Origin of the sequence: Bradyrhizobium brasilense (assembly GCF_029714345.1) — a bacterium.
Taxonomy (GTDB): Bacteria; Pseudomonadota; Alphaproteobacteria; order Rhizobiales; family Xanthobacteraceae; genus Bradyrhizobium; species Bradyrhizobium australafricanum.
The window spans coordinates 4510843-4534475 of the sequence record NZ_CP121669.1 but is presented as its reverse complement, the minus strand read 5'-3'; the positions used below and the strand labels follow the sequence as shown (position 1 = coordinate 4534475).

General features: G+C 66.1%; 22 protein-coding genes and 1 riboswitch. Of the genes, 12 read left to right on the top strand and 10 right to left on the bottom strand.

Annotated elements, in window-relative coordinates:
• Nucleotides 1-19: 19 nt before the first annotated feature.
• A complete protein-coding gene (locus tag QA635_RS21295; protein WP_283061312.1) occupies nt 20-955 on the bottom strand; it encodes a DUF3280 domain-containing protein in 936 nt (311 codons plus the stop codon).
• A gap of 236 nt (nt 956-1191) precedes the next feature.
• On the opposite strand from QA635_RS21295, the gene QA635_RS21290 reads away from it, so the two are divergent.
• From QA635_RS21290 to QA635_RS21250, 9 genes are all read left to right on the top strand, one after another.
• Complete coding sequence (locus tag QA635_RS21290) at nt 1192-2622, top strand: sensor histidine kinase (protein ID WP_283061311.1); 1431 nt, start codon at nt 1192-1194, stop codon at nt 2620-2622.
• A complete protein-coding gene (locus QA635_RS21285) occupies nt 2619-3281 on the top strand; it encodes a response regulator transcription factor (protein WP_283061310.1) in 663 nt (220 codons plus the stop codon). The genes QA635_RS21290 and QA635_RS21285 overlap by 4 nt, the downstream gene beginning before the upstream one ends.
• A gap of 85 nt (nt 3282-3366) precedes the next feature.
• Nucleotides 3367-3452: riboswitch (ZMP/ZTP riboswitch) on the top strand.
• Nucleotides 3453-3488: 36 nt separating this feature from the next.
• A complete protein-coding gene (locus QA635_RS21280; protein WP_283061309.1) occupies nt 3489-4760 on the top strand; it encodes a serine hydroxymethyltransferase in 1272 nt (423 codons plus the stop codon).
• Nucleotides 4761-4847: 87 nt separating this feature from the next.
• A complete protein-coding gene (locus QA635_RS21275) occupies nt 4848-5003 on the top strand; it encodes a hypothetical protein (protein WP_168855882.1) in 156 nt (51 codons plus the stop codon).
• 435 nt (nt 5004-5438) lie between these two features.
• A complete protein-coding gene (locus tag QA635_RS21270; RefSeq protein WP_283061308.1) occupies nt 5439-6065 on the top strand; it encodes an HAD family hydrolase in 627 nt (208 codons plus the stop codon).
• Between the two features lie 26 nt (nt 6066-6091).
• Nucleotides 6092-7303, top strand: coding sequence for a molybdopterin molybdotransferase MoeA (locus QA635_RS21265; RefSeq protein WP_283061306.1), 1212 nt, complete (start codon nt 6092-6094; stop codon nt 7301-7303).
• A gap of 243 nt (nt 7304-7546) precedes the next feature.
• On the top strand, nt 7547-8251 hold the full coding sequence (lexA, locus tag QA635_RS21260; protein ID WP_016841600.1) for a transcriptional repressor LexA: 705 nt from the start codon (nt 7547-7549) through the stop codon (nt 8249-8251).
• Between the two features lie 255 nt (nt 8252-8506).
• The gene (locus QA635_RS21255; protein WP_026192810.1) at nt 8507-8935 is read left to right on the top strand and encodes a hypothetical protein; all 429 of its coding nucleotides are present in this window, start codon (nt 8507-8509) and stop codon (nt 8933-8935) included.
• 145 nt (nt 8936-9080) lie between these two features.
• On the top strand, nt 9081-9308 hold the full coding sequence (locus QA635_RS21250) for a hypothetical protein (protein ID WP_092077331.1): 228 nt from the start codon (nt 9081-9083) through the stop codon (nt 9306-9308).
• Here the strand turns inward: QA635_RS21250 and QA635_RS21245 are convergent.
• Entirely contained in the window at nt 9305-11590 is a 2286-nt protein-coding gene (locus tag QA635_RS21245) for a ComEC/Rec2 family competence protein (RefSeq protein WP_283061302.1), read from the bottom strand. The two genes, QA635_RS21250 and QA635_RS21245, sit on opposite strands and share 4 nt — an antisense overlap.
• 432 nt (nt 11591-12022) lie before the next feature.
• Between QA635_RS21245 and QA635_RS21240 the strand changes: the two genes are divergently transcribed.
• Nucleotides 12023-13351: an MFS transporter gene (locus tag QA635_RS21240; RefSeq protein ID WP_225159022.1), complete on the top strand. Its 1329-nt coding sequence runs from the start codon at nt 12023-12025 to the stop codon at nt 13349-13351.
• A 315-nt stretch (nt 13352-13666) separates the two neighbouring features.
• On the opposite strand, the gene QA635_RS21235 is transcribed toward QA635_RS21240, so the two are convergent.
• The 3 genes from QA635_RS21235 to QA635_RS21225 form a co-directional block, all read right to left on the bottom strand.
• Nucleotides 13667-14029 (bottom strand): SPW repeat domain-containing protein, encoded by a 363-nt coding sequence (locus QA635_RS21235; protein ID WP_225647504.1) that lies wholly within the window; start codon nt 14027-14029, stop codon nt 13667-13669.
• 287 nt (nt 14030-14316) lie between these two features.
• Entirely contained in the window at nt 14317-14703 is a 387-nt protein-coding gene (locus QA635_RS21230; protein WP_283061300.1) for a YybH family protein, read from the bottom strand.
• Between the two features lie 45 nt (nt 14704-14748).
• Nucleotides 14749-16428, bottom strand: a complete 1680-nt coding sequence (locus tag QA635_RS21225) for a glutamine--tRNA ligase/YqeY domain fusion protein (protein WP_283061298.1) — start codon at nt 16426-16428, stop codon at nt 14749-14751.
• Between the two features lie 177 nt (nt 16429-16605).
• On the opposite strand from QA635_RS21225, the gene gltX reads away from it, so the two are divergent.
• Both gltX and gltA read left to right on the top strand, forming a co-directional pair.
• Nucleotides 16606-18027: a glutamate--tRNA ligase gene (gene gltX / locus QA635_RS21220; protein WP_283061297.1), complete on the top strand. Its 1422-nt coding sequence runs from the start codon at nt 16606-16608 to the stop codon at nt 18025-18027.
• A gap of 160 nt (nt 18028-18187) precedes the next feature.
• On the top strand, nt 18188-19489 hold the full coding sequence (gene gltA, locus QA635_RS21215) for a citrate synthase (RefSeq protein ID WP_225647497.1): 1302 nt from the start codon (nt 18188-18190) through the stop codon (nt 19487-19489).
• A 34-nt stretch (nt 19490-19523) separates the two neighbouring features.
• On the opposite strand, the gene QA635_RS21210 is transcribed toward gltA, so the two are convergent.
• The 5 genes from QA635_RS21210 to lpxA form a co-directional block, all read right to left on the bottom strand.
• Nucleotides 19524-19892 (bottom strand): ArsR/SmtB family transcription factor, encoded by a 369-nt coding sequence (locus tag QA635_RS21210; RefSeq protein WP_283061296.1) that lies wholly within the window; start codon nt 19890-19892, stop codon nt 19524-19526.
• A gap of 93 nt (nt 19893-19985) precedes the next feature.
• Nucleotides 19986-20645, bottom strand: coding sequence for an SRPBCC family protein (locus QA635_RS21205; RefSeq protein WP_283061294.1), 660 nt, complete (start codon nt 20643-20645; stop codon nt 19986-19988).
• Nucleotides 20646-20758: 113 nt separating this feature from the next.
• Entirely contained in the window at nt 20759-21937 is a 1179-nt protein-coding gene (gene lpxB / locus QA635_RS21200) for a lipid-A-disaccharide synthase (protein ID WP_283061293.1), read from the bottom strand.
• The gene (locus QA635_RS21195) at nt 21937-22794 is read right to left on the bottom strand and encodes an LpxI family protein (protein ID WP_283061292.1); all 858 of its coding nucleotides are present in this window, start codon (nt 22792-22794) and stop codon (nt 21937-21939) included. The genes lpxB and QA635_RS21195 overlap by 1 nt, the downstream gene beginning before the upstream one ends.
• A gap of 19 nt (nt 22795-22813) precedes the next feature.
• Entirely contained in the window at nt 22814-23608 is a 795-nt protein-coding gene (lpxA, locus tag QA635_RS21190) for an acyl-ACP--UDP-N-acetylglucosamine O-acyltransferase (protein WP_028334015.1), read from the bottom strand.
• Nucleotides 23609-23633 lie beyond the last annotated feature (25 nt).

The window sequence follows — 23633 nt, the reverse complement described above, 5'->3', positions numbered from 1 at the left end:
TCGCAGCCGCGACGCATCCCTAGCGCTGCGCCCCACCCTCGAGCAGGCGATCGCCGACCAGGCGGACCGCGCCACGGGTCCAGGAATAATCGGCGCCCATCCGCAGGCCGCTGTCGCCGCGTGAGACGACCGCGCCGCTGCGGGCATCGCGCAGCTGGAAGCCGATCGTGTATTCGGTCCGGCTGACCCGCCTGATCACGCCGATCAGCGATTGATCGGCGCCGAGCTGTTGCGCGATCGCCGCCTCGCAACCGTCGCAGTCGCGCAGCGCGCGCGCCTTGACGGGCTCGGCGGTCGCGCCGCCGGTATCGACCAGGCGGTAGCGGCCCGACTGCGCAAGCCGGTCACGCACGCCCTTGGTCACATCGGCGAGGTAGGCTGCATCGGCGTCGGCAAGGCCGGATGTCGGCGCCGCAGAGGTGTCCTCAAGCTCGAATTCGAACACCGCAAGCCCGATCGGCGCGACCATGGCGGCCTGTGCCGGCGGCGGCACGGCCGCGAGGACGCCGCGCACCTCGCGCGACACGAACATCCGCGCATGGTCCCATGCCTCGTCATTGTCGCCGCGAAACGTGTAGAGCTTTTCGTACAGCACGCGGCTCGCTTCGACATCGACGACCGCCACCTTGGCCCACTGCACCAGCGTGCTCATCTTCTGCACGCCACCGACCACCTTGATCCGGGCCTCGCCTGCGGGCGCCGCTGCTGGCACCAGGCGATAGCGCGGCTCCGCGGCGACGTCGGCGCGCAGCGCTCGCATGAACGCGTCGAGCCGCTTCTGGTGCGCGGCAGTCTGATCGATGACCTCGCCCGAGGTGTCGACATAGCTGAAATCGTCGATGCTGACGCCGAGCGGGGATGCCACCGGCGTGCCGGCTTCGGCGCGCAGCGGACAAGGTCCGGCCAGAAGGCCGATCAACGCGAGGGCGTGCAAGACAAGACGGGATTGACGCATGGTCTGGGCCTTTCGGGTGCTAGGCGGGCGGGTCGGTCGCATCCTGGGCCAACTGGCCGCCGCGCCGCAGCGGAGTGCCTCCCGCCCGGTGCCGGGAAAATTTCACGACGATGGTCCGCGCCCGAAGAACGGCTATGGCAGCGCTTCTCGGCGCCTCCGTTCTGCCGTTTAATGTGCGTGACGGCCCTGCTCGCGATCGCGCGCCGAAGCCCGCCTTCGATCTTGAGGATACGCCAATGTGGAATTGGTCCGGAAGCGATCTGAAACTGCGGCTGACGTTGCGCGTGGCTATCGTCTCAACGCTCTGCTTTGCCGTCATCTCCGGCTATTTCCTGATCGAGGCCGACCGCTCGGTGCGCGGGCGGATCGCGGCCGTTGCCGATGTCGCCGCCAAGACGCTGGAGCTGCAGCAGAGCAAGATCCAGTGGCTGAACAATGCGCGTTCCGACTTTCCCGATCTCGACAGCGTTGCCGCTACGGTCATGACGCCGGGACTGTGCCTCGCCTTTCGCAGCAATAGCGGCGAGATCAGCCAACGCTTCTGCGGCGGTGCGCAGACTGACACGGCCGCGCCGCCGCTGGCCTTTGCGGCGCTCTATCGCCGCCTGTTCGATCCCGGCCGCGAGGCGGTGCGGCAAGTGGTTTCGCGCGGCAACGCCATCGGCGAGGCCGTGGCCTGGATCGATCCGGCGGTGCCGACCGCCGAGGCCTGGCACGATGCCGGCCGGCTGATGGCGGTGTTCATGATCGCGCTGCCGCTGCTCTGCGCTTTGGTCTATGCGGCGCTTGCGCGCGCACTGCGTCCGACGCGGCAGATCCGCGACGGGCTCGAGCGGATCGCTGCGGGCGACCTCGCCGCGCGCCTGCCGCCGTTCGATCTCGCCGAACTGTCCGCGATCGGCGACGTCTTCAACCAGCTCGCCGAGCGCCTCGCCGCCGCGCTGTCCGACCGCAACGCGCTGACGCAGAAACTGATCCTGGTGCAGGACGAGGAGCGCCGCCACCTCGCGCGCGAGCTGCATGACGAGTTCGGGCAGTCGCTGGCCGCCATCCGTGCGCTCGCCGCCTCAGCGCGCCAGACCGCGGCGGCGGATTGCCCGCCTTTGCTCGCCGAATGCGACGGCATCGCGCGGACAGCGACCGACATGATGGAGACGTTGCGCGGCGCCCTCTTCCGGCTCCGCCCGCCCGACGTCGACGAACTCGGACTTGCGGCCAGCCTCGAGGGCCTGGTCGCCGGCTGGAACGGCCGCAGCCGCGGACAGCCGCGGTTCGAGATCACTATATCGGGATCGTTCGAGCGCCTTGCCGCCTCCGTCAGCGCCAATCTCTACCGCATCGTGCAGGAGGCGCTCACCAACGCCGCCAAGCATGCCGGCGCCACGCGCGTGATGCTGCGGCTTGAGATGCGCGAGGCGGCGCCCGGCGGCGGCGACAGCGCGATCGTGCTCGCGATCGACGATGACGGCCAGCCCGGCGATCCCGATCCCAAAGGCGATTCCCAGCTCAGGTCCGGCCTCGGCCTGCTCGGCATGCGCGAACGGGTCGCCGCGCTGGGCGGACGGCTCAGCTTCGAGACCGGACAGCCCAACGGCTCCTCGCTCCGCGTCATCGTTCCCGTCGCGGTTAGCCGAGCGGCCGCACCGGTGGTGGAGCGTGCGGCATGAGCCATACGGCGCGCACCATCATGCTGGTCGACGACCACGCCGTCGTTCGGGAAGGCTACCGGGCGATGCTGCAGAAGCAGCCGGGCCTCAGCGTCGTCGCCGAAGCCTCCGACGGTGTCGAGGCCTATCGCCTCTACAAGGAGACCGGGCCCGATCTCGTCATCATGGACCTGTCGATGCCCGGCATCGGCGGCATCGAGGCCATCCGCCGCCTCCGGCAGTGGGACAGGCGCGCAAAAATCCTGGTGTTCACCATGCACCAGAACGCGGCCTTTGCCGTGCAGGCGATCCGCGCCGGCGCGAGCGGCTATGTCACCAAGACCAGCCCGCCGGAGACGCTGGTGCACGCCGTGATGGATGCGCTGTCGGGCAAGATCGCGATCAGCCCGGATATCGACCACGAGCTCGCGCTCAGCCACCTTGCCGGCGAGACCAAGGCGGCCGACCTCCTGACCGCGCGGGAATTCGAGGTGCTGCGCATGCTGCTCGCGGAAAACACCACCGAGGAGATCGCCGAGGCGCTGCACCTCAGCCCCAAGACGGTCGCGAACCTGCATTCCCTGATCAAGGACAAGCTCGGCGTCGGCACCGATATCGAGTTGGTCCGCCTCGCGCTGCGGCAAGGCATCCTGACGCAGCTCGATCTCGGCGAACGCTGAGCCCGCGTCGGCGCCAGCGACCAACCCTTGCGAGCCCGCCTGAGATTGGATAGCCTCTGCTCGCGATGAGCTTCGCAGGCTCATTCGCCCCTCGCGCGACTGGCGAGCTTACGTGGAATTGACCACGGTGAAGCGCGAAGGGTTCCAACGCCGTTCGCCTGGGCAACCCGTTCAGCTGATGATCCAGCGTCTTAGGGAGCCCGGACCATGCCGTCATTCCGCAACGAACTCCATCTCAACGATTCGGAAGTTGCCCTTGCGCTCGAGGGCGAAGAGCGCCGCCAGCAAGACGGCGTCGAGCTGATTCCGTCGGAGAACTACACCTATCCCGAGGTGCTCGAGCTGCTGGGATCGGTGTTCACCAACAAGTATTCCGAGGGCTATCCGGGACGCCGCTATTACGGCGGCCAGGAATTTACCGACCAGGTAGAGAACCTTGCCCGACAGCGCGCTTGCGCGCTGTTCCGCGCCGAACATGCCAACGTTCAGCCTCTGTCCGGGTCGCCAATGAACCAGGCCGTGTATCTCGGCCTGCTGCAGCCCGGCGATACGATATTGGCGATGGACCTGTCACACGGCGGCCATCTCACCCATGGCGCGCCGGTGTCGCACATGGGGCGGCTCTTCAACTTCGCCCGCTACAAGACGCAGCCGTCAAACGGCGGCGCCATCGATTTCGATGAGCTCCGCGCCATGGCCCGGCACGTCCGCCCGAAGCTGGTGCTGTGCGGCTACAGCTCTTATCCGCGCGATCTGGATTATGCGTCCTTCAAGAGCATCGCCGATGAGGTGGGTGCGCTGACCATGGCGGACGTCAGCCATTACGGCGGCCTGATCGCCGGCAACGCCTTGCGCAATCCGCTCGATGCGGGTTTCGACGTGATGACGACGACATCGCACAAGACGCTTCGCGGGCCGCGCGGCGGCATCGTTCTCTGTCGCCGGGAGTTCGCCGGCAAGATCGACGCGTCGGTGTTTCCGGGACTGCAGGGAGGTCCGCACATGAACGTTGTGGCCGGAACCGCGGTCACGCTGAAGAAGGCATCGACGTCCGATTTTCAGGCCTATGCAAGACTGGTCATGCGCAACGCGAAGGTCCTGGCCGAAGCGTTGATGGAACGCGGCATGACGTTGATCACCGGCGGAACCGACAATCACATGATGGTTGTGGATACGGTGGCCAGCGTCGGCCTGGACGGCGGCGCGGCCGAGAACATCCTCGACGCCGTCGGGATCACCGCAAACAAGCAGATCATTCCCGACGATCCGCGGCCGCCGCTCAGGCCGAGCGGCATCCGCCTCGGGACGCCGGCGGCGACCACGCGCGGCATGGGCGAGCCCGAAATGCGCCTCATCGCCGAACTCATTGCGGAATCCCTCCGGTCGAAGGGAGATGCAGCGGTCGTCAAGCGACTGAGGTCGAACAGCGTCGAGATGTGCCGCGCTTTCCCCGTTCCGGGGATCGCGCCGCCCTCATAGGCAGCCGAGCCGCGTTCCTGTTCCGCGTCCGTCGCGTCACTCGGCAGGTCGTGAAGGTTCCCGGGGGAAGGACCGGAACGGAAATTGATGCTGTTCGTTGGACCGCATGATCTCGAAGACGGAGCGTCCAACGCCGTGACCCGGAAAACCTTGCAAGCACGCTCAGAACAGGCGCTCGTCGTCATCATTCTCAGCACCGGTGCGCTGATCGGTTACCTCGGCTTGGCGCTGTCCAGGCTGTGAGAGCGACGCCGGCGGGCACCAAGCCGCCGGCAGGCATCAAGTCGCTTGGTACCCTGAAAGCGCGCGCGCGTGCCACTGAGTTGCCCGACGCGGCAAGCCAAACCCCGCAGCAAAAATATAGGGTGAAAAGAGCAAGGCTCGGACAGATCATGTCGCGAGAATGCGGATGTTTGACGCACAAGCGACGACACCCGCCGTCGTCCCGGCCAAGGCCGGGACCCATTACCCCAAATCTCAATTGTTGCGCGACGCTGGGGCCACGATCCCGTTCCTGATCAAATGCGGTGGTTATGGGTCCCGGCCTTCGCCGGGACGACGGTGGTGTGCGCGGGAACGGTATCGCGATGAATGCAACGCCACGTGCAATCCACGCACCCGTCACTGAAATCGAGGACATTGCCGCCTGCCCGCAATTCTCGTACACGGTTTCACGCAATGACCTCGCAATTCACTCCCAACTCCGTCGACGTGTTGCTGTTCGATATCGGCCGCGTCGTGCTCGACATCAACTTTGACAAGGTGATGGCGCACTGGGCGCAGCATGCAGGCTGTGCGCCCGCCGAGCTCGCCACGCGCTTTGTCGTCGACGACAGTTTCAAGCATTACGAGATCGGCCGGATCGACGACGCGGCGTTCTTCGAAAGCCTGCGCCAAACGCTCGGCATCGACATCACGGACGCCCAGTTCCTCGAAGGCTGGAATGCGATCTTCACCGGCGAGATGCCGGGCATCGCCCCGCTGCTCGCGGCGGCCGCCAAGCGGATGCCGCTTTACGCCTTCTCCAACACCAATCCGGCCCATGTCGCGCATTTCTCGGTCAGCCATGCCGAGCTGCTCAGCCATTTCCGCAACGTCTTCCTGTCCTCGAGCATCGGCTTCCGCAAACCCGACGCCGAGGCCTATGATCATGTGGTAAAAGCCATCGGCGTGCCGGCGTCGCGGATCCTGTTCTTCGACGACCTGGCCGCCAATATCGAAGGTGCGCGGGCGCGCGGCCTTCATGCTATCCACGTGACGTCGACGGATGACGTGGCAAGGGCTTTGACCGCACTTGGAATTTGAACATTAGGAATTGAGGAGCTCTGAGCGTGGCCCTGATGCCGGTTGCCGATGCCCTGTCCGCCGTCCTCGCCGGCGCCGAACCGCTGCCGGAGGAGATGATCGCGCTCGATGCCGCCTACCACCGCACGCTTGCGCACGACCTCGCGGCGCTCCGCACCCAGCCGCCGCAGCCGATGTCGGCGATGGACGGCTATGCGGTGCGCGCCGCCGATGCGGCTGATCTAAAGGCCCGGCTCAAGGTGATCGGCGAAGTCGCCGCCGGCCGGCCGTTCGAGCGGACGGTCGGCGCCGGCGAGGCGGTGCGGATCTTCACCGGCGGCGTGATCCCCAATGGCGCCGACGCCGTGATCATCCAGGAAGACACCGCCGTCGACGGCGACCACATCACGATCTCGGAGGCCGCCAGCGTCGGGCGGCACATCCGCCAGGCCGGGGTCGACTTCCGTGCGGGCGAGGTGCTGCTCGCCGGCGGCAGCCGCCTGTCCGACCGCGCGCTGTCGCTGGCGGCCGCCATGAACTATCCGGAACTTGCGGTGCGCCGCCGCCCGAAGGTCGCGGTGCTGGCGACCGGCGACGAGCTGGTGATGCCGGGCTCGCAGCCCGGCCCCGGCCAGATCGTCTATTCCAACGGCTACGCGCTGCGGGCGCTGGCGCACGCCGAGGGCGCCGAGACCGTCGACCTCGGCGTTGCCGCCGACACGGTGGAGGCGACCACGGCGGGCATCCGCCGGGCGCGCGAGGCCGGTGCCGATGTCCTGATCACGACAGGCGGCGCCTCGGTCGGCGACCACGATCTCGTCAAGCGGTCGCTGGAAGCCGAGGGCGTCGACATGACGTTCTGGCGGATTGCGATGCGGCCCGGCAAGCCGATGATGCATGGCCGGCTCGGCGCGATGCGGGTGATCGGCCTGCCCGGCAATCCGGTGTCGTCCTATGTCTGCGCCTTCCTGTTCCTGGTGCCGTTGATTCGGGCGCTGAGCGGCCGGAAAGTGATTCATCATCGCCGTGCTAGCGCCCTGCTCGGCCGCGACCTCGCCGCCAACGACCAGCGCGAGGACTATCTGCGTGCGCGCCTCGAAGCGCGCGAGGACGGCACGCTGATCGCAACACCGGTGACGCAGCAGGACTCGTCGCTGCTCGGGAATCTCGCTGCGGCACGGGCACTTCTCGTGCGCCCGCCGTTCGCGGCGGCGGCCGTCAAAGGCAGCGAATGCGAGATCCTGACACTGCCCGAATAGGGTTTTCGCGCCCCGCCGATTGTGCGTTGCCCGACACGTTCACCGGAAATTAAGTGGTTGCGGAACACATATCGAACATATAGTGTCCGTTCATGATTTGTTTCGAGTACTGGTGCCTACATTCGGGAAGCCGCGTGGAAGCAGGTGCATTGAGCACATGCTCCTGAGGTCAGGCCCGGCCTGCAGGCCCCACCAGAAGAGTCTCGGAATCGAACGACGCTATCAACCGGGGGAATACTCGAGATGCTCACGCGCAAACAGTACGAACTACTGCGTTTCATCAATGAACGTCTGAAAGAGGCCGGCGTACCGCCCTCCTTCGACGAGATGAAGGATGCGCTCGACCTGCGCTCGAAGTCCGGTATCCACCGCCTGATCACTGCGCTGGAGGAGCGCGGCTTCATCCGCCGCCTGCCGAACCGCGCCCGCGCCATCGAGGTCATCAAGCTGCCCGAACTCTCGGCCGGCGGCGGCAACGGTCGCCGCGGCTTCACGCCCAGCGTCATCGAAGGCACCCTCGGCCGGCGCGCCAGCACGCCGCCGATTGCCGAGGACGACGGCAACCGTCCGGTCGCGGTCCCCGTGATGGGCCGGATCGCCGCCGGTACGCCGATCGAGGCGCTGCAGACCCGCAGCCACACCATCAGCGTGCCGCCCGACATGCTCGGCGCCGGCGAGCACTACGCGCTCGAGGTGCGCGGCGACTCGATGGTCGATGCCGGCATCCTCGACGGCGACATGGCGCTGATCCAGCGCAACGACGTCGCCAATACCGGCGACATCGTGGTGGCGCTGATCGACGAGGAGGAAGCCACCCTGAAGCGCTTCCGCCGCCGCGGCGCATCGATCGCGCTCGAGCCGGCCAACACCGCCTATGAAGTGCGCATCCTGCCGCCGAACCGGGTCCGCATCCAGGGCAAGCTGATCGGCCTTTATCGCAAATACTGAATTGCAAATACTTGCGGCGGCCGGGAACGAGCAACACGTCGGATCGTTCCTTGCATGATAGTGTAGCGTACGGCTTGCCCGATGCGCTCCGATACCTCTCCGCAGCGTCGCGTGTTTGTGATCGGAGCGATCTCGGACCAGTCGTACAATCGCCCAGAAACGAGCAGACGCTCGTTCGCTATCGTCCACTCTGGTAGAGGCCCTAATGCCTCAAGGAGAGGCACGGGTCGCTACCTCGAAATGAGGAGCCATCCGATGTGTGACTATAGTCTGCACGCCGTGGCATCGCGCCCCGCCATTGTCGGAGAGACGCTGATCACGACGACGTTCCGCGGCACGTCGACCCGCGGCTTTGCTTCGGAGAATGACCCCACTGTCGCGGTCTGCATGCTGCCGGGCACCGAGCTCGCTTTCGCCGAGAACGTTCGCTACGACAGCCGCTGGATCTGGACCAAGACGCTGAACTATCGCGTCGGCGTGTTCAACGAAGTCGAGCCCGACGTGCCTGATCGGCATCATGACGCGGTCGAATTCCCCGACGGCAGCCATGTGCTGGTGACCCAGCTGGTCGAGGGACAGCGCGTTAGCGTGCTGCAATTGCCGGCGCTGCATCCGCCGGTCGAGCAGAAGCCGAAGGTTGTGGAGCGGCGGCCCTCCGCATTCGCAACGCTGTTTTTGGGTTGAGCGCATCGTCGCCGCGGAATGAGCTATTCGGCGGCGGATGACCTAAGCAATTTCGGGCGACCCCGGACTCCCGCTTCCGGGGCGCAGAAGGAGATTTGCGTCGGCCGGCACCTTGGCGCATCATCGGGCACGGAGGACGTGCGCGGTGGTCGATAAGGTCACATGGCAAAAGGCTGGACGCGTCACGGAACCGGGCCGCTACATGTTCCGGTTCGGTTGGCTGACGGTAACGGCCGACGACCTGAAAGTCTGGGAGCAATTTCCCGAGGCTTCCTTCACTCTCGTCAAGAAGCCCGACGCCGGCCCCGATTCCGACGAATACCATCTCGGCCTGTTCGAGCTGCCGAGCGCGCCCTCGCCGGACCACGGCTAATCATCGCCCTGCAGATCGGTCTCGGCCGGCGTCGCATCCACCGCGGGCCGCGGCGCGGCGGCAGGCGCGCGCAGCGTCGTCTCGCTCTCGCCGTCGCCGGGAACCGCCGGCGACCACGGCCGGTCGATCCCGCCGGGCTTGACTGCATCGACGGCGTAGCCGTCCCTGCTCCGTCGCAGCACCAGCGCGCCGTGGCGGCGCAGCCGCTCGGCATCGATCACCGATGCCGCGCAGCCCTGCGGCGCCGGCCGCGTCGTCACGATCAGGCCTGCGCGCTCGCAGTCGTCCACCAGGGCCTCCGGCCGGGTCGCCAGCGCGACGAAGGCGCCGCCGGGTCCCTGGGTCACGCAGCCGCCGGCATCGCAGGAGACGCCCTCGCCGAGCGACGCATCGGTGGCGGTGCGCGCGTCGGCGTCCGCCGCCAGCCACTCCTTGACCAAAAATGCATCCTTGGCGCTGTGCATCAGATGCAGCCGTCCATCACCGCCACGCACCGCGACATTGCGGCCGTCGCCCGAGATCAGCACGTCCGGCTGCGGCACCCTGAGCGCCCAGACCGAGGCCACCAGCAGCAGCACCGCGCCTGACCAGCGCAGCGGCGTGCGCAGCAGCCCGAGCAGGATGATGCCGGCGCTCGCTGCGATCAGCGGCCCGATGCCGAACGCCGCCATGCGGCCGACCGCGCCCGGCAGTGCGGCGACCCATTGCGTCACCAGGATCATCCAGTCGATGCCAAGACCCATGATCGCCCAGAACACGCCGTCGAAGCCGAACGGCATGGCGACGAGCCCCAGCAGGCCGGCCGGCATCACGACCGCCGAGACCACCGGCATCGCCGCGAGGTTGGCGAGCAGCCCGTAGGGCGTCACGCGGTGGAAATGGAATGCGGCATAGGGCGTCGTCGCCAGCCCCGCCACCAGCGAGGCCAGCATCAGCATCGTGAGCTCGCGCCCGCCCCACAGCGCGACGCGCGCGGTCGGCGAATGGTCGGGCGACGCCAGCAGGTTCGGCAGTCCGATCTGCACCAGCGCCACCAGCCCGAGCGTCGCCGCGAACGACATCTGGAAACTGGGATGCACCAGCGCCTCCGGCGCGATCGCGAGCACGATCAGCGCTGCCACCGCCAGCGTCCGGAAGGTGATCGCGCGGCGGTCGACGATCACGGCGAGCAGCACCACGGCGGTCATGAAGAACGACCGTTGCGTCGCGACCTCCGCGCCCGACAGCAACAGATAGAACGCCGCGGCGACCAGCGCGGCCGCCGCGGCCCATTTCTTGATCGGATGCCCCGCCGTCAGCGCCGGAAACAGCGCGAGCAGCGCGCGCACCGCGAAGAACACGACGCCGGCGACCACGGCCATGTGGTAGCCAGAGATCGACAGCACATGGCCGAGCCCCGAGATGAACATCGCATCGTTGACCGGCGTCGAGATCGCGTCGCGCCGGCCGGTGAGCAGCGCGGTTGCGATCGCGCGCTGGTCGCCGTCGAGCGTGGTGCGGATCCGCGCGTCGATGGCGTCGCGCAGGCCCTGCATGAAGGCGGCGTAGCGCAGCGCAAAGCCGCCGGTCGCAGGCGGCTCCCTGGTCTTGACCGCGCCCATCACGAAGCCGGAGGCGCCGATGCCCTGGAAATAGAGGTCACGGCCGAAATCATAGGAGCCCGGGCGCTGTGGCCCGAGCGGCGGCATCAGCCGCGCCTTCAACTCAACGAAGCTGCCGACGTCGGGCGCGGTGCCCTTCTTCACCGAGAGCCGGACCCGATCGAGCTTCGTCATGTCGCGCGGGCTCTCCATCGAAACCACGCGCAGCACGAAACGATCGGTCTTCTCGCGGATGTCGCGCGTCTCGACGAAGCCGGTCAGCGCCACCGAGAACATCGGCCGCGCCAGCACCGTGTGAGCGACGCGCGCCGTCTTCCAGGTCGCCGTCGCAAAGCCCGCGGCGACCGCGGCCAGCATCACGATGACGGGAAACACGCTGCGCCGCCGCAGCAGCAGCGCCAGCAGGCAGAGCAGGATTGCGACGGTGGCCGCGACCGACAGCACCGGCTCGTGTTCGGCCGCGAAATAGAACGCGATGCCGGTGCCGAACGCCACCGGCACCCAGGGCAACAGGCGGCCAGCGCCGGCCTCGGCGCGCGCCCATTGCCGCAATGTCTCGACGAGAGGCTTCCAGATGCCGGCGCGCGCCGGGAGAAAGCCGCCGACCGGCGCAGCCGTGCGCGGCGGCCACGTCCCCGCGTAGCCGCGTTTGCCGCCCGGCGTCGTGCCCTGCTCCGCCATTCCGCTTGCGATCCCTGCCGGGCGGCAGGCTAGCGGATGGCCCCGTCACCCGACTAGCGGAACGGATGCAGAATACGGACCGGCAACGCTCGGGTACCTGGATCGTCCTGCGCCTTGCCTAGCTCGCGCCGGGCCACGGCTGCCGCCTGCGTCAAATCGATCGAGCCGAAAGTCTCACTAAGATACCGATCACATTAGGAATAGACTGTTCCGATGCCTCCACTCCCAAAGAGACGGGGATGAGGCAGTGACGGCTCGCGGCACTTGAAGGCCGCTGGAGCTCCTCTCAGGTGGCCACAACTCCCCTGAGATCAGGCGTTGCGGACGAACGCGCAAATCTCGCCTGTAACGCCGCGCACCACGCGCACTCCGCGAGCGGATAGATCGCTGAAAAACGCGAGGAGTAGCGTTTGCTTTTGAGAGGAGCAGCACATGGCAATTCAAGTACCAAGCGATTTTCGCCGCGTGATTGTCGCTGCGTCAGTGGGAAACATCATTGAATGGTACGACTTTTATATTTTTGGCAGCCTGGCCGCAGTTCTGTCGGTCAAGTTCTTTGAGCAATCCCACCCCGTCGCAGCCCTGCTGAGCACGATCGCGCTGTTCACTGCGGGATTCCTGATCCGCCCGCTGGGGGCCTTCCTGTTCGGATGGATGGGCGATCGGGTCGGCCGCAAATATACATTCCTTGTTACCTTGAGCGGAATGGGCCTGGGAACGGGCGCGATCGGACTCATCCCAACCTATGAATCGATCGGCCTGACGGCCGCATTCGTTCTGTTCGGCTTGCGGATGATCCAGGGTCTCTGCCTGGGCGGCGAATATGGCGGCGCCATCACCTACGTCGCCGAGCATGTTCCGGATGACCACCGCGGCTACTACACGGGCTGGCTACAAACCTCGCCGACGCTCGGGATCGTGGTGTCGCTGGCCGTAATCGTTCTGACCCGAACCTGGGCCGGCAATCAGGCCTTTGACGAATGGGCGTGGCGCGTACCGTTCCTGGTCTCGTTCCTGCTGGTGGCCATCGCCATCTACATCCGCCTCCAACTCCAGGAGACGCCGATTTTCCAGGAGATCAAGGCGCGCGGACAGATGACCAGGAATCCCTGGCGGGAAGCTTTCCTCAGCGCCAACATCAAGTACATCCTGATCGCTATCGTCGTCCTGATTGGACAGGGCGTGGTCTGGTACAGTGGTCAATTCTGGGCACTGTACTTCCTGCAGCAGGTCTCCAAGGTCGATGCGGTTACCTCGGCCTACATCGTGGGAGCCGCATTGTTGATCGCAACGCCGAGCCTGATCTTCTTTGGTTGGCTGTCGGATCAGATCGGCCGCAAGTCCGTGATCCTCGGAGGAATGCTGCTTGCCGCGATCACCTACTATCCGCTGTATCTGTGGCTCGGCATGGTCACGCAGCCGGGACACATCAACTATCCGGTCGCCGTCTTCATCATCTTCATCCTCGTCTGTTACGTCGGGATGGTGTATGGGCCGGTCGGCGCGTTCCTGGCGGAGTTTTTCCCGGCCAGGATCAGGTACACCTCGGTCTCGGTGCCGTATCATATCGGCAATGGTTGGGGCGGCGGATTGGTGCCGTTCATCACATCAGCCGCCTTCGCGGCGACCGGCAGCATCGGCTATGCGCTGATCTACCCGATTGTCGTTCCCGCGGTGTGCTTCGTGATCGCCGTCTTCATCATGCCCGAGACACGCAAGACCAGAATTTGGGAGCAGATCGAGGCGAAAGCCGCATCGTGACGGAGTCACCTTGCTGACGGGCGACTAGACCCCGTTCCGATGGGATCGGAACGGGCCCCTGGAATCTTGTTTTGACGCGTTTTCCTTACGCGAACCGGTATCCACGTCGCCCGAAAACGCTCTCACCCTGCAGGCGCCATGGCCGCCGTCCAGCGAGTGCGGGACGACGCTTCTGAATCGTCCCGTACCCGCCGTCTCTGGCGTGATGTCTCGGTAGAACCTGCATCGGGCGGCAGAGGGGATCCCGCGCCACGCAAATCCCCGCTCCGGCCGCCTTTGGTTGGCGGTCAGGCCAACGTCTCAGTCAGCTTCCTCTCAGCCAGCTCGGTGATGCCAGCGATCGTGCCACCAGGTGGCGAAATCACGATCCATCGTCAGCTCCCAGCACGCGAGCACGATCACCGCGACCCCGGCGAGCACGCTGCTCGTCGTGACCGATCCCTGCTGGTAGTTGAACGTCCAGGGTGCGACCACCAGAGCCAACCCCATCAGCATCTCGCCCCATTCCTCCAGATAGGACGGAATGATGAATGCCTCCAGGGCGAACAGCACGACGCCCAATCCGAGCGCGATGGAGATCCAGAGAGCTGCCCCGGAGAAGCCCAGTGCAAACGGCGATGCGACCAGCCAGGCGCCTACCAACAGGCTGGCAGCATCCTGCCAGTGTTGAATGCGCATGATCCTCACCTCCTTCTTCCGAAGATATGGTGCGGCGCGGACAAAAAAGCATCTATCCGACCTGCGATGTGTTGCCGCTGCTTATCCGCGAGCCGACGACCATGCTGCCGTCCGGGCGCCCGGAAGCCGCGCTCCGCAGCCTACGACCTTGGTCCCTCCTCGCAATGCAGCGCGATCCGGATAGCCTGCGAGTTGGGTGCAGCCGCGAGGCGCCCGGCCCCGCGCACCCTCCCTGACTACGAGGGCCCGCCGGCCCTCGACTTTTTGTGTCAGCTCCAGCGCCAGGCCTAGATCAGCGGCGTCTGCGACGAGACGTGGTGGCAGACGATCTTCCAGTCGCCGTCCTCGTGCGCGATCACCCAGGTGATCTTGACGGCGAGCGAGGGCGCATCGCCGTCGAGGAAGAATGACGCGATGCCCGCCATGTTGACGAGATCGGCGTTGACCCGCTCTGCCCTGACATCGCTGAACTGAACGCGCGGCGCGTGCCAGCGCGGCAGACCGTCAAAGTAGGCTTTGACGCCGTCGCGGCCGCGATACAGCGTCGGGTTCGAGCCGAAGAAGAACGCGCTCTTCGAATAGAGCGCGCTTAACGCATTTGCATCGAGCCTGCTGAAACCCGCCGACCATCTGGCGATGATGGCGGAGGCGATCTCGTCGGATTCGTCAGGCATCGATCCCCCCGTCCGCTTGTCCGCGCGGGACGCGCTTCCTCTCGGCTAGCCCTTGCCGCCGACTTCCTTGGCGAAGGTGTCGCGCAGGCCGATGGTGCGGTTGAACACCAGCTGGTCCGGCGTCGAATCCGCGTCGCGCACGAAATAGCCCTGCCGCTCGAATTGCACCGGATCGGGTGAATTGCTCTCGGCGATCGCCGGCTCGACGCGCGCATCCTTCAGCACTTCGAGCGACTGCGGATTGAGGTCGGCGGCGAAATCGGCCGCGTTCGGGCTCGGATTGGCGAACAGCTGGTTGTAGATGCGGATCTCCGCCGGCTTCGACTGCGCCGCCGGCAACCAGTGCATCGTCGCCTTGACCTTGCGGCCGTCGGGCGCGTTGCCACCCTTGGTTAAGGGATCGTAGGTCGCGCGGAGTTCGACGATCTCGCCGGCGTCGTTCTTCACCACGCCGGTGCACTTGATGAAGTAGGCGTAGCGCAGCCGCACCTCGTTGCCGGGCGAGAGGCGGTAGAATTTCTTCGGCGGACTCTCCATGAAGTCGTCGCGCTCGATATAGAGCTCGCGGCCGAACGCGATCTTGCGGGTGCCGGCTTCCGGATTGTCGGGATGGTTGATCGCCTCGATCTCCTCGACCTGCCCTTCCGGATAATTCTCGATCACCACCTTGAGCGGCCGCAGCACCGCCATGCGGCGCAGCGCCGTGCGGTTCAGCTCCTCGCGGATGCAGAATTCGAGCATCCCGACATCGACCACGCTGTTGGCCTTGGCGACGCCGATGCGCTTGATGAATTCGCGCACCGCCGCCGGCGGCACGCCGCGCCGCTTCAAGCCGGCAATGGTCGGCATGCGCGGATCGTCCCAGCCCGAGACGTGGCCGTCACGGACGAGCTGGGTCAGCACGCGCTTGGACAGCAGCGTATAGGTCAGGTTGAGCCGTGCCATTTCGTACTGGCGCGGCTTCGAAGGCACCGGCAGCTTGTCGAGCAGCCACTCATAGAGCGGGCGGTGATCCTCGAACTCCAGCGTGCAGATCGAATGGGTGATGCCCTCGATCGCGTCCGACTGGCCGTGCGCGTAGTCGTAGCTCGGATAGATCGACCACTTGTCGCCGGTACGCGGATGATGGGCGTGCAGAATGCGGTAGAGCACCGGATCGCGCAGGTTGATGTTGCCGGCGGCCATGTCGATCTTGGCGCGCAGCACGCGGGCGCCGTTCGAGAACTCTCCGGCCTTCATGCGGCGGAACAGGTCGAGGTTCTCCTCGACCGAGCGGTCGCGGAACGGCGAGTTCTTGCCGGGTTCGGTCAGCGTGCCGCGGGAAGTGCGGATCTCCTCCTGCGACTGATCGTCGACATAGGCATAGCCGGCCTTGATCAGGCCCTCGGCCCAATCGTACAGGCGCTCGAAATAGTCCGACGCAAAGAACAGGTTGGCTCCCCAGTCGTAGCCGAGCCAATGGACGTCGGCCTGGATGGAGTCGATGTATTCCTGCTCCTCCTTGGTCGGATTGGTGTCGTCGAAGCGCAAATTGCACTGGCCGCCGAACTCCTGCGCGATGCCGAAATTCAGGGCGATCGACTTGGCGTGACCGATATGCAGGTAGCCGTTCGGCTCCGGCGGGAAACGGGTCACGATCCGGTTGTGCTTGTGGGAGGAGAGATCGGCCTGGACGATGTCGCGGATGAAGTCGCGCCCTGCCTCTGCCGTCGTGTCAGTCGTCATCAAAGGGTTCCTTGGAGGAGTCAGCTCAACCTTCTGCCAAATTCGTGCCGTCCGGCCAAGTCTGGTTTCAAGTCTGGTTTGAGGCCTGGTTTGGTGGGCAAAAGGTCAGCCGGGGGTTTAGTTATGTTCGGTTCCTGATATACACCACCGCCGTCTCAGCATACGTCTCGCTCGATCATGACCAAACCCGTCGTTACCCGCTTCGCCCCCTCTCCGACCGGCTTCCTCCATATCGGAGGTGCCCGCACCGCGCTGTTCAACTGGCTCTATGCCAGGAAGCTCGGCGGCAAGATGCTGCTCCGGATCGAGGACACCGACCGTGAACGCTCGACCAAGGAGGCGATCGACGCCATCCTGGACGGCCTGAAATGGCTCGAGCTCGATTGGGACGGCGAGGTCATCTACCAGTTCAGCCGCGCCGCCCGCCATCGCGAGGTCGCCGAGAGCCTGCTCGCCGCCGGGCGCGCCTATTACTGCTATGCCTCGCCGGAAGAGCTCACCGCGATGCGCGAGAAGGCGCGCGCCGAGGGCCGCACCCGCCTCTATGACGGCATGTGGCGTGACCGCGATCCGGCCACCGCGCCCGCCGGCATCAAGCCGACCATCCGCCTCAAGGCGCCGCAGAGCGGCGAAACCGTGATCGAGGACCAGGTGCAGGGCCGCGTGGTCTGGCAGAACGAGAACCTCGACGACCTCGTCCTGCTGCGCGGCGACGGCACCCCGACCTACATGCTCGCGGTCGTGGTCGACGACCACGATATGGGCGTCACCCACATCATCCGTGGCGACGACCACCTGATCAACGCCGCGCGCCAGAAGCAGATCTACGACGCCCTGGAGTGGGAACTGCCGAGCATGTCCCACATTCCGCTGATCCACGGTCCCGACGGCTCGAAACTGTCGAAGCGCCATGGCGCGCTCGGCGTCGACGCCTACCGCGCCCTCGGCTACCTGCCGGCCGCCTTGCGCAACTACCTCGTCCGGCTCGGCTGGAGCCATGGCGATCAGGAGATCTTCTCGACCCAGGAGATGATCGACGCGTTCGACCTCTCGGGCATCGGCCGTTCTGCGGCACGGTTCGATTTCGCCAAGCTGGAGAACCTCAACGGTCACTATATCCGGCAGAGCGACGATCAATCCCTCGTGACCCAGTTCGAGAGCGTGCTGGATTATGTTCCCGAGGGCGCCGCGCTGAAGGCCAAGCTCAATGACACCACCCGCGCGCAATTGCTGCGGGCGATGCCGAGCCTGAAGGAGCGCGCCAAGACGCTGATCGAGCTGATCTCGGGCGCCTATTTCATCTTCGCCGATCGTCCGCTCGCGCTCGACCCGAAAGCTGTGGCGCTGCTGACGCCGGAAACGCGCGCGTTGATCGGCCGCCTGCGCACCGCGCTGGAAGCCGTCAACGACTGGACGGCGGAAACCACCGAGACCGCGATGCGGAATTTCGCCGAGCAGAACAACCTGAAACTCGGCGCCGTCGCCCAGCCGCTGCGGGTGGCGCTGACGGGACGTACGACGTCGCCGGGCATATTCGACGTGCTGGCCGTGCTGGGACGCCAGGAGTGCCTTGCCCGCCTCGCCGATCAGGCGGCGTGATCCTGCATGGACCCCCTCCAGGGTCCATCTTGCAGCGCACATGGCAATGAGCTACCCAATTCTGGACGCTTTCTCCACAAGCCGTTCCGCCCCGCCATGGGCCGCAATTTAGCGACTGGGCAAGGTCGGTTTTCGCAACGAATTCATCGGGGATATCACGATGGACGCAAAATCCAGCAAGACAGCCACACTCACCATCGGCAACAAGAACTACGATTTCCCGATCCTGAGCGGCACGGTTGGGCCTGATGTCATCGACATCGCCAAGCTCTACGGCCAGGCCGGGGTGTTCACCTACGACCCCGGCTTCACCTCGACCGGCAGCTGCCAGTCGAAGATCACCTATATCGACGGCGACGCCGGCGTGCTCGAATACCGCGGCTATCCGATCGAGCAGCTCGCCGAGCACGGCGACTTCCTCGAGACCTGCTACCTGCTGCTGTACGGGGATCTTCCGACCCCGGCGCAGAAGAAGGACTTCGACCATCGCGTGATCCATCACACGATGGTGCATGAGCAGATGGCGCGGTTCTTCCAGGGCTTCCGCCGCGACGCTCATCCGATGGCGATCATGGTCGCCGCGGTCGGCGCTCTCGCCGCGTTCTATCACGACTCGACCGACATCAACGATCCGCGCCAGCGCATGATCGCCTCGATGCGGATGATCGCGAAGGTGCCGACGCTGGCGGCGATGGCCTACAAGTACACCGTCGGCCAACCCTTCGTGTATCCGAAGAACTCGCTCTCGTTTGCCGAGAACTTCCTCAACATGTGCTTCGCGGTGCCCTGCGAGGACTACAAGATCAACCCGGTGCTCGCCGACGCGCTCGACAAGATCTTCATCCTGCACGCCGACCACGAGCAGAACGCCTCGACCTCGACGGTACGCATCGCCGGCTCCTCGGGTGCCAACCCGTTCGCCTGCATCGCGGCCGGCATCGCCTGCCTGTGGGGCCCGGCGCATGGCGGCGCCAACGAGGCCGCGCTCAACATGCTCTACGACATCGGCAAGGTCGAAAACATTCCGGATTTCATCGCCAAGGTGAAGGACAAGAACAGCGAAGTTCGCCTGATGGGCTTCGGCCACCGCGTCTACAAGAACTACGATCCGCGCGCCAAGATCATGCAGAAGATGTGTCACGCGGTGCTGAAGGAGACCGGCCACGGCGACGATCCGATGCTCAAGGTCGCGATGGAGCTCGAGAAGATCGCGCTCAGCGATCCCTACTTCATCGATCGCAAGCTCTACCCGAACGTCGACTTCTATTCGGGCATCACGCTGAAGGCGATGGGCTTCCCGGTCTCGATGTTCACCGTGCTGTTCGCGGTCGCCCGCACCGTCGGCTGGATCAGCCAGTGGAGCGAGATGATCGAGGACCCGCAGCAGAAGATCGGCCGTCCGCGCCAGCTCTACACCGGCGTCGCGCGCCGCGACTATGTGCAGATCGACAAGCGCAAGTAAGCGGCATCGCTGAAGCGAATCCGGGACGGCGCCATCATTCCTGATGGCGCCGTTTTCGTTTGCCCCGCGCGACTTCGGTCGCGATCGCGTCAAGGCGCGGCAGCCAGAACGCCCTGAACCGGTCGAGCCAGTCGTCGACCTCGCGCAGCCGCGCCGGCTCGACCGCATAGATGCGGCGCGTGCCGTCGGCGCGCACCGACGCGAAGCCGGCGTCCCGCAAGATCCGCAGTTGCTGCGACACCGCCGACTGGGTGATCCCGAACTCGCGCTGCACGACCGCAACGACGTCGCCCGAACTGTGCTCGCCGGTCGCAAGCAGTTCCAGGATACGCCGGCGGACGGGATCGCCGAGGATGTCGAAGGCGTGCAAGGTCGCTAAAGCGCGATGAGACTGCATCGTCATCCCGCTTTAGCTCTTGGTTTGAGCATGATCTCCGCGCAAACGCTTCGCGTTTGTCGCGAGGGAAAACCGCTTCACACTTTTCCGGATCATGCTCTAGCCTCCGCTCCCCGGCTCCGGCTCGCCGCAATAGGCCGCCGTGGTGTTTGCGGCCGATCTGCGCGCCGCAGCCTCCTCCGTGCCCGCCGCGATCGAGGCCCTGCACCAGTCCTCGCTGGCGTGGCGGATGAATTCCTTGCCGTCGTCGGTGGCTGGCCAGGCGGACGCGGCGGCGCGGTCGAATTCCTCGCCGGGCGGCATGGCCAGATAGAGCGCGAGCCCTAGCAGCGCGAGATCCCAGCCGACGCCGACCGCACCGGCCCCGTAGCGGTCCCAGAAGTCGCCCTCGATCACCGAGAGGTGTTCCAATTCCAGGCGCGTGGCGTCCGGACCGTTCTCGGCCAGCGTCACGGTAACCCAGCTGACCGTGCCCATGGACTCCCACGTGACGGCAAGCCGGCGCGGCGGCTCACACGCCGTGATCTCGCCGCCCGCATGGCCCTGGAACTGATAGCGGCCGCCAAGCCTCAGGTCGCCCGAGATCGGCAGGAACCAGCGCGGAATGCGTTCGGGGTTGGTCAGCACATCCCAGAGATCGGCGATATCGGTGTCGTAGCTGCGGGTCGCGATCACCGCCCGCGCCGGCTTGCCGTCGCGTTCCCGGAAGGCGACTTCGCGAATGACGGCTCCAACATAGGCGACCGGGTCGATCTTCATGGCAGGCTCCGTACCAATATTAGCTATTGCTAATATTAGTACGGTCTAAATATTCAGCGCAAGCGGGTCGTTGCGGCGGGATGTCGCCACTGAACGAGGACACGATCGATTGGCTAGGCCGAGCGGCGGCCCATTTCCGCCAGCACGATGTCGGCGGCGCGGACGCTCGGCGGCTGGTCGCCGGTCGACATCTTCCCGTCCATCGTCGCGAATCCCACGAGCTGCCGCAGACGATCGGGTGTATCCGCAAGCACGTCACCCAGCGCCGCTGCGAGCTTGTCCGGCGTGCAGTCCTCCTGCAGGAACTCGGGAATGATATCGCTGCCGATCACGAGATTGGCGAGGATCACCGAGGAGACCCGGATCGCGCGGCGCAGGATGAACGCCTCGGCGGCGCCGACGCGATAGGCCGTCACCATGGGAATCCCTGACAACGCGAGCTCCAGCGTCACCGTACCCGACTTCGCAAGCGCAGCGCGGGCGACACGGAACGCGGCGCGCTTCTCGGTCTCGCCGATCGCGAGCCGCGGCACCACCGGCCACGACGCGACGCCTTCGCGCACCATCGCCTCGAGGTGCGGCATGGTGGGGAGCACGAGCTCGAACGGCGTTTGCTTGTTGAGCTGGCCGAGCGCCGCGCCGAACAGCGCCAGATGATACCTGATCTCGCTGCGCCGGCTTCCGGGCAGCACCAGCAGCACCGGAGGCTGCCCATCGCGCCGCTTCTGCTCGTCCTCGTTCGGGCGCAGCGAGGCGAGCTGCTCGGTCAGGGGGTGGCCGACATAGCTGCACGGCGGTCCCTGCAGCTTGCGATATTCCTCCGGCTCGAACGGCAGCAGCGCGAGCACGTGGTCGACATAGCCCCGCATCGCGCGCGCCCTGCCCGGCCGCCAGGCCCAGACCGATGGCGACACGTAATCGACGATCGGAATGTTCGGGTTGCGGGCGCGGACGCGACGGGCGACGCGGTGGGTGAAATCGGGGCTGTCGATGATGACGAGCATGTCAGGCGCGTCGGCAAGCACGGCATCGGCGGTGCGCCGGATCAATCGCAGGATTTTCGGCAATTGCTTCACGACGGCGGCAAAGCCCATGATCGAGAGCTCTTCGATCGGAAACAGCGGGGCGATTCCCTGAGCAGTCATCGCCCGGCCGCCGACGCCGGAAAACTGCACGGCATCGCCGAGCCGCTGGCGCAGCACCTGCATCAGTGCCGCGCCGAGGCGGTCGCCGGATTCCTCGGTCGCGATGAGGAAGATCTTGCGAGCGGTGCTGGGGCTGCGCACCTGCATCAGCCCGCCAGCCCGATGACAAACAGCCCCTTGGCGTCGGCGGCCTCGACCAGGGCCTGCGGCTCGGCGGCCAGCGTATTGCCGGCGATCACGGCGATGCCGGCGATACCGGCTGCTGCCGCGCCCTCGACCGTCCGCGGGCCGATGGTCGGCAGATCGAAGCGCAGATCCTGCCGGCTCTTCGGAGCCTTCACCAGCACGCCGCGGCCGGCCTTGGCGCGAATGCGACCCTCGGCGCGCAGCCGCGCGACGCGCGCGAGCAGCCCGTCGGTACCCTCGATATCCTCGACCGCTACCACATGACCGTCGATCACCACGGCCGCCTGACCGATGTCGAACGGGCCGAGCACGTCGAGCACGCCGCGTCCGCGCGCGATGTCGGCGAGCGCCGTGCTGTCGGGCGCCGCGCGCGTCACGGCGCCCTCCGGCATCAAGAGATCGGGCGCGACATCCTTGATCCCGACCATGCGGAAGCCCTGCTGCTCGAGGATGCGACCAACGCTCGACAGCAAATGATCGTCGCCGCCGCGAAATGCGCGCACGACGTGGCCGAGCAGGCGCAGCGTGCCCCAGTCGAGCCGGATCTCCGACAGCGCGGGCCGCACCAGGGTGCCGATGAAGATCAGATCGCGGCAGCCTTCGTCGCGGAACAGCCGGGTCGCCCGCCCGAGCTGGCCGACCGAGATCCAGCGGTGACGAAACCGCTGCGCGCGCGCCGGATCGCAGGCGCCGCGCAGCGCGAACAGCACCGGTGTGATGCCGCGCGCAACCAGGGAGTCGGCGACCGCGAACGGCATGGCGCCGCCGCCGGCGATGACGCCGACCGGCGAGGAAAGCGAGGGAGCCGCTGACGTCATGCTGGCGGCCATCCCCTGCTCAATTGGTATCGGCGGGAAGGCAGAGCGGGCGCAGCTTGCCGCCCTCGATGAAGGCCAGGATTTCCGCAATCGCGGGATCCTCGCCCGCCAGCGGCTGCACCGAGGCCAGCCGCTCGGCGAAGATGCCGGGACCGTGGAACAGCTTTTGATAGAACGCGCGCACCGTCGCCAGCCGCGCCTTGGTGAACTGGCGGCGCCGCATGCCGATGATGTTGAGTCCTTCGAGAACCGCGTACTGACCGTTGGCGAGGCCGAACGGGATGATGTCGCCGCGCACGCCGCAGACGCCACCGATCATCACCTGCGAGCCGACGCGGGTGAACTGGTGCACAGCCGACAGGCCGCCGATATAGACGAAGTCGCCGATCTCGCAGTGGCCGCCGAGCGTCGCCGACGTCGCGAAGATCACGCCATTCCCGACCATGCAGTCATGGCCGACATGGCTGTTGTTCATGAAGAAGCCGCGATCGCCGACGCGCGTGAGCCCGCCGCCCTTGACCGTGCCGACATTCATCGTCACGCCCTCGCGGATGGTGCAGGCTTCGCCGACTTCGAGGCGGGTCGGCTCGCCGCGATAGCTGAGATCCTGCGGCGGCCCGCCGAGCGCTGCGAACGGCGAGATGATGCAGCCGGCGCCGATCCTGGTATGCCCGCTGATCGTGACATGCGCGATCAGCTTGCAGTTCTCGCCGAGCACGACATTGGGGCCGACGATGCAGTACGGACCGATCTCGGTGCCGGCCCCGATCACAGCGCCATCGGCAATCCGCGCAGTCGGGTCGATCATGCTCATGAAGTTTCGGTCCGGAATTCGTTAA

Coding starts and splice junctions, on each gene's coding strand:
- QA635_RS21295 (WP_283061312.1), bottom strand. CDS start 955: ATGCGTCAATCCCGTCTTGTCTTGCACGCCCTCGCGTTGATCGGCCTT.
- QA635_RS21290 (WP_283061311.1), top strand. CDS start 1,192: ATGTGGAATTGGTCCGGAAGCGATCTGAAACTGCGGCTGACGTTGCGC.
- QA635_RS21285 (WP_283061310.1), top strand. CDS start 2,619: ATGAGCCATACGGCGCGCACCATCATGCTGGTCGACGACCACGCCGTC.
- QA635_RS21280 (WP_283061309.1), top strand. CDS start 3,489: ATGCCGTCATTCCGCAACGAACTCCATCTCAACGATTCGGAAGTTGCC.
- QA635_RS21275 (WP_168855882.1), top strand. CDS start 4,848: ATGCTGTTCGTTGGACCGCATGATCTCGAAGACGGAGCGTCCAACGCC.
- QA635_RS21270 (WP_283061308.1), top strand. CDS start 5,439: ATGACCTCGCAATTCACTCCCAACTCCGTCGACGTGTTGCTGTTCGAT.
- lexA (WP_016841600.1), top strand. CDS start 7,547: ATGCTCACGCGCAAACAGTACGAACTACTGCGTTTCATCAATGAACGT.
- QA635_RS21255 (WP_026192810.1), top strand. CDS start 8,507: ATGTGTGACTATAGTCTGCACGCCGTGGCATCGCGCCCCGCCATTGTC.
- QA635_RS21245 (WP_283061302.1), bottom strand. CDS start 11,590: ATGGCGGAGCAGGGCACGACGCCGGGCGGCAAACGCGGCTACGCGGGG.
- QA635_RS21240 (WP_225159022.1), top strand. CDS start 12,023: ATGGCAATTCAAGTACCAAGCGATTTTCGCCGCGTGATTGTCGCTGCG.
- QA635_RS21235 (WP_225647504.1), bottom strand. CDS start 14,029: ATGCGCATTCAACACTGGCAGGATGCTGCCAGCCTGTTGGTAGGCGCC.
- QA635_RS21230 (WP_283061300.1), bottom strand. CDS start 14,703: ATGCCTGACGAATCCGACGAGATCGCCTCCGCCATCATCGCCAGATGG.
- QA635_RS21225 (WP_283061298.1), bottom strand. CDS start 16,428: ATGACGACTGACACGACGGCAGAGGCAGGGCGCGACTTCATCCGCGAC.
- gltX (WP_283061297.1), top strand. CDS start 16,606: ATGACCAAACCCGTCGTTACCCGCTTCGCCCCCTCTCCGACCGGCTTC.
- gltA (WP_225647497.1), top strand. CDS start 18,188: ATGGACGCAAAATCCAGCAAGACAGCCACACTCACCATCGGCAACAAG.
- QA635_RS21210 (WP_283061296.1), bottom strand. CDS start 19,892: ATGACGATGCAGTCTCATCGCGCTTTAGCGACCTTGCACGCCTTCGAC.
- QA635_RS21205 (WP_283061294.1), bottom strand. CDS start 20,645: ATGAAGATCGACCCGGTCGCCTATGTTGGAGCCGTCATTCGCGAAGTC.
- lpxB (WP_283061293.1), bottom strand. CDS start 21,937: ATGCAGGTGCGCAGCCCCAGCACCGCTCGCAAGATCTTCCTCATCGCG.
- QA635_RS21195 (WP_283061292.1), bottom strand. CDS start 22,794: ATGACGTCAGCGGCTCCCTCGCTTTCCTCGCCGGTCGGCGTCATCGCC.
- lpxA (WP_028334015.1), bottom strand. CDS start 23,608: ATGAGCATGATCGACCCGACTGCGCGGATTGCCGATGGCGCTGTGATC.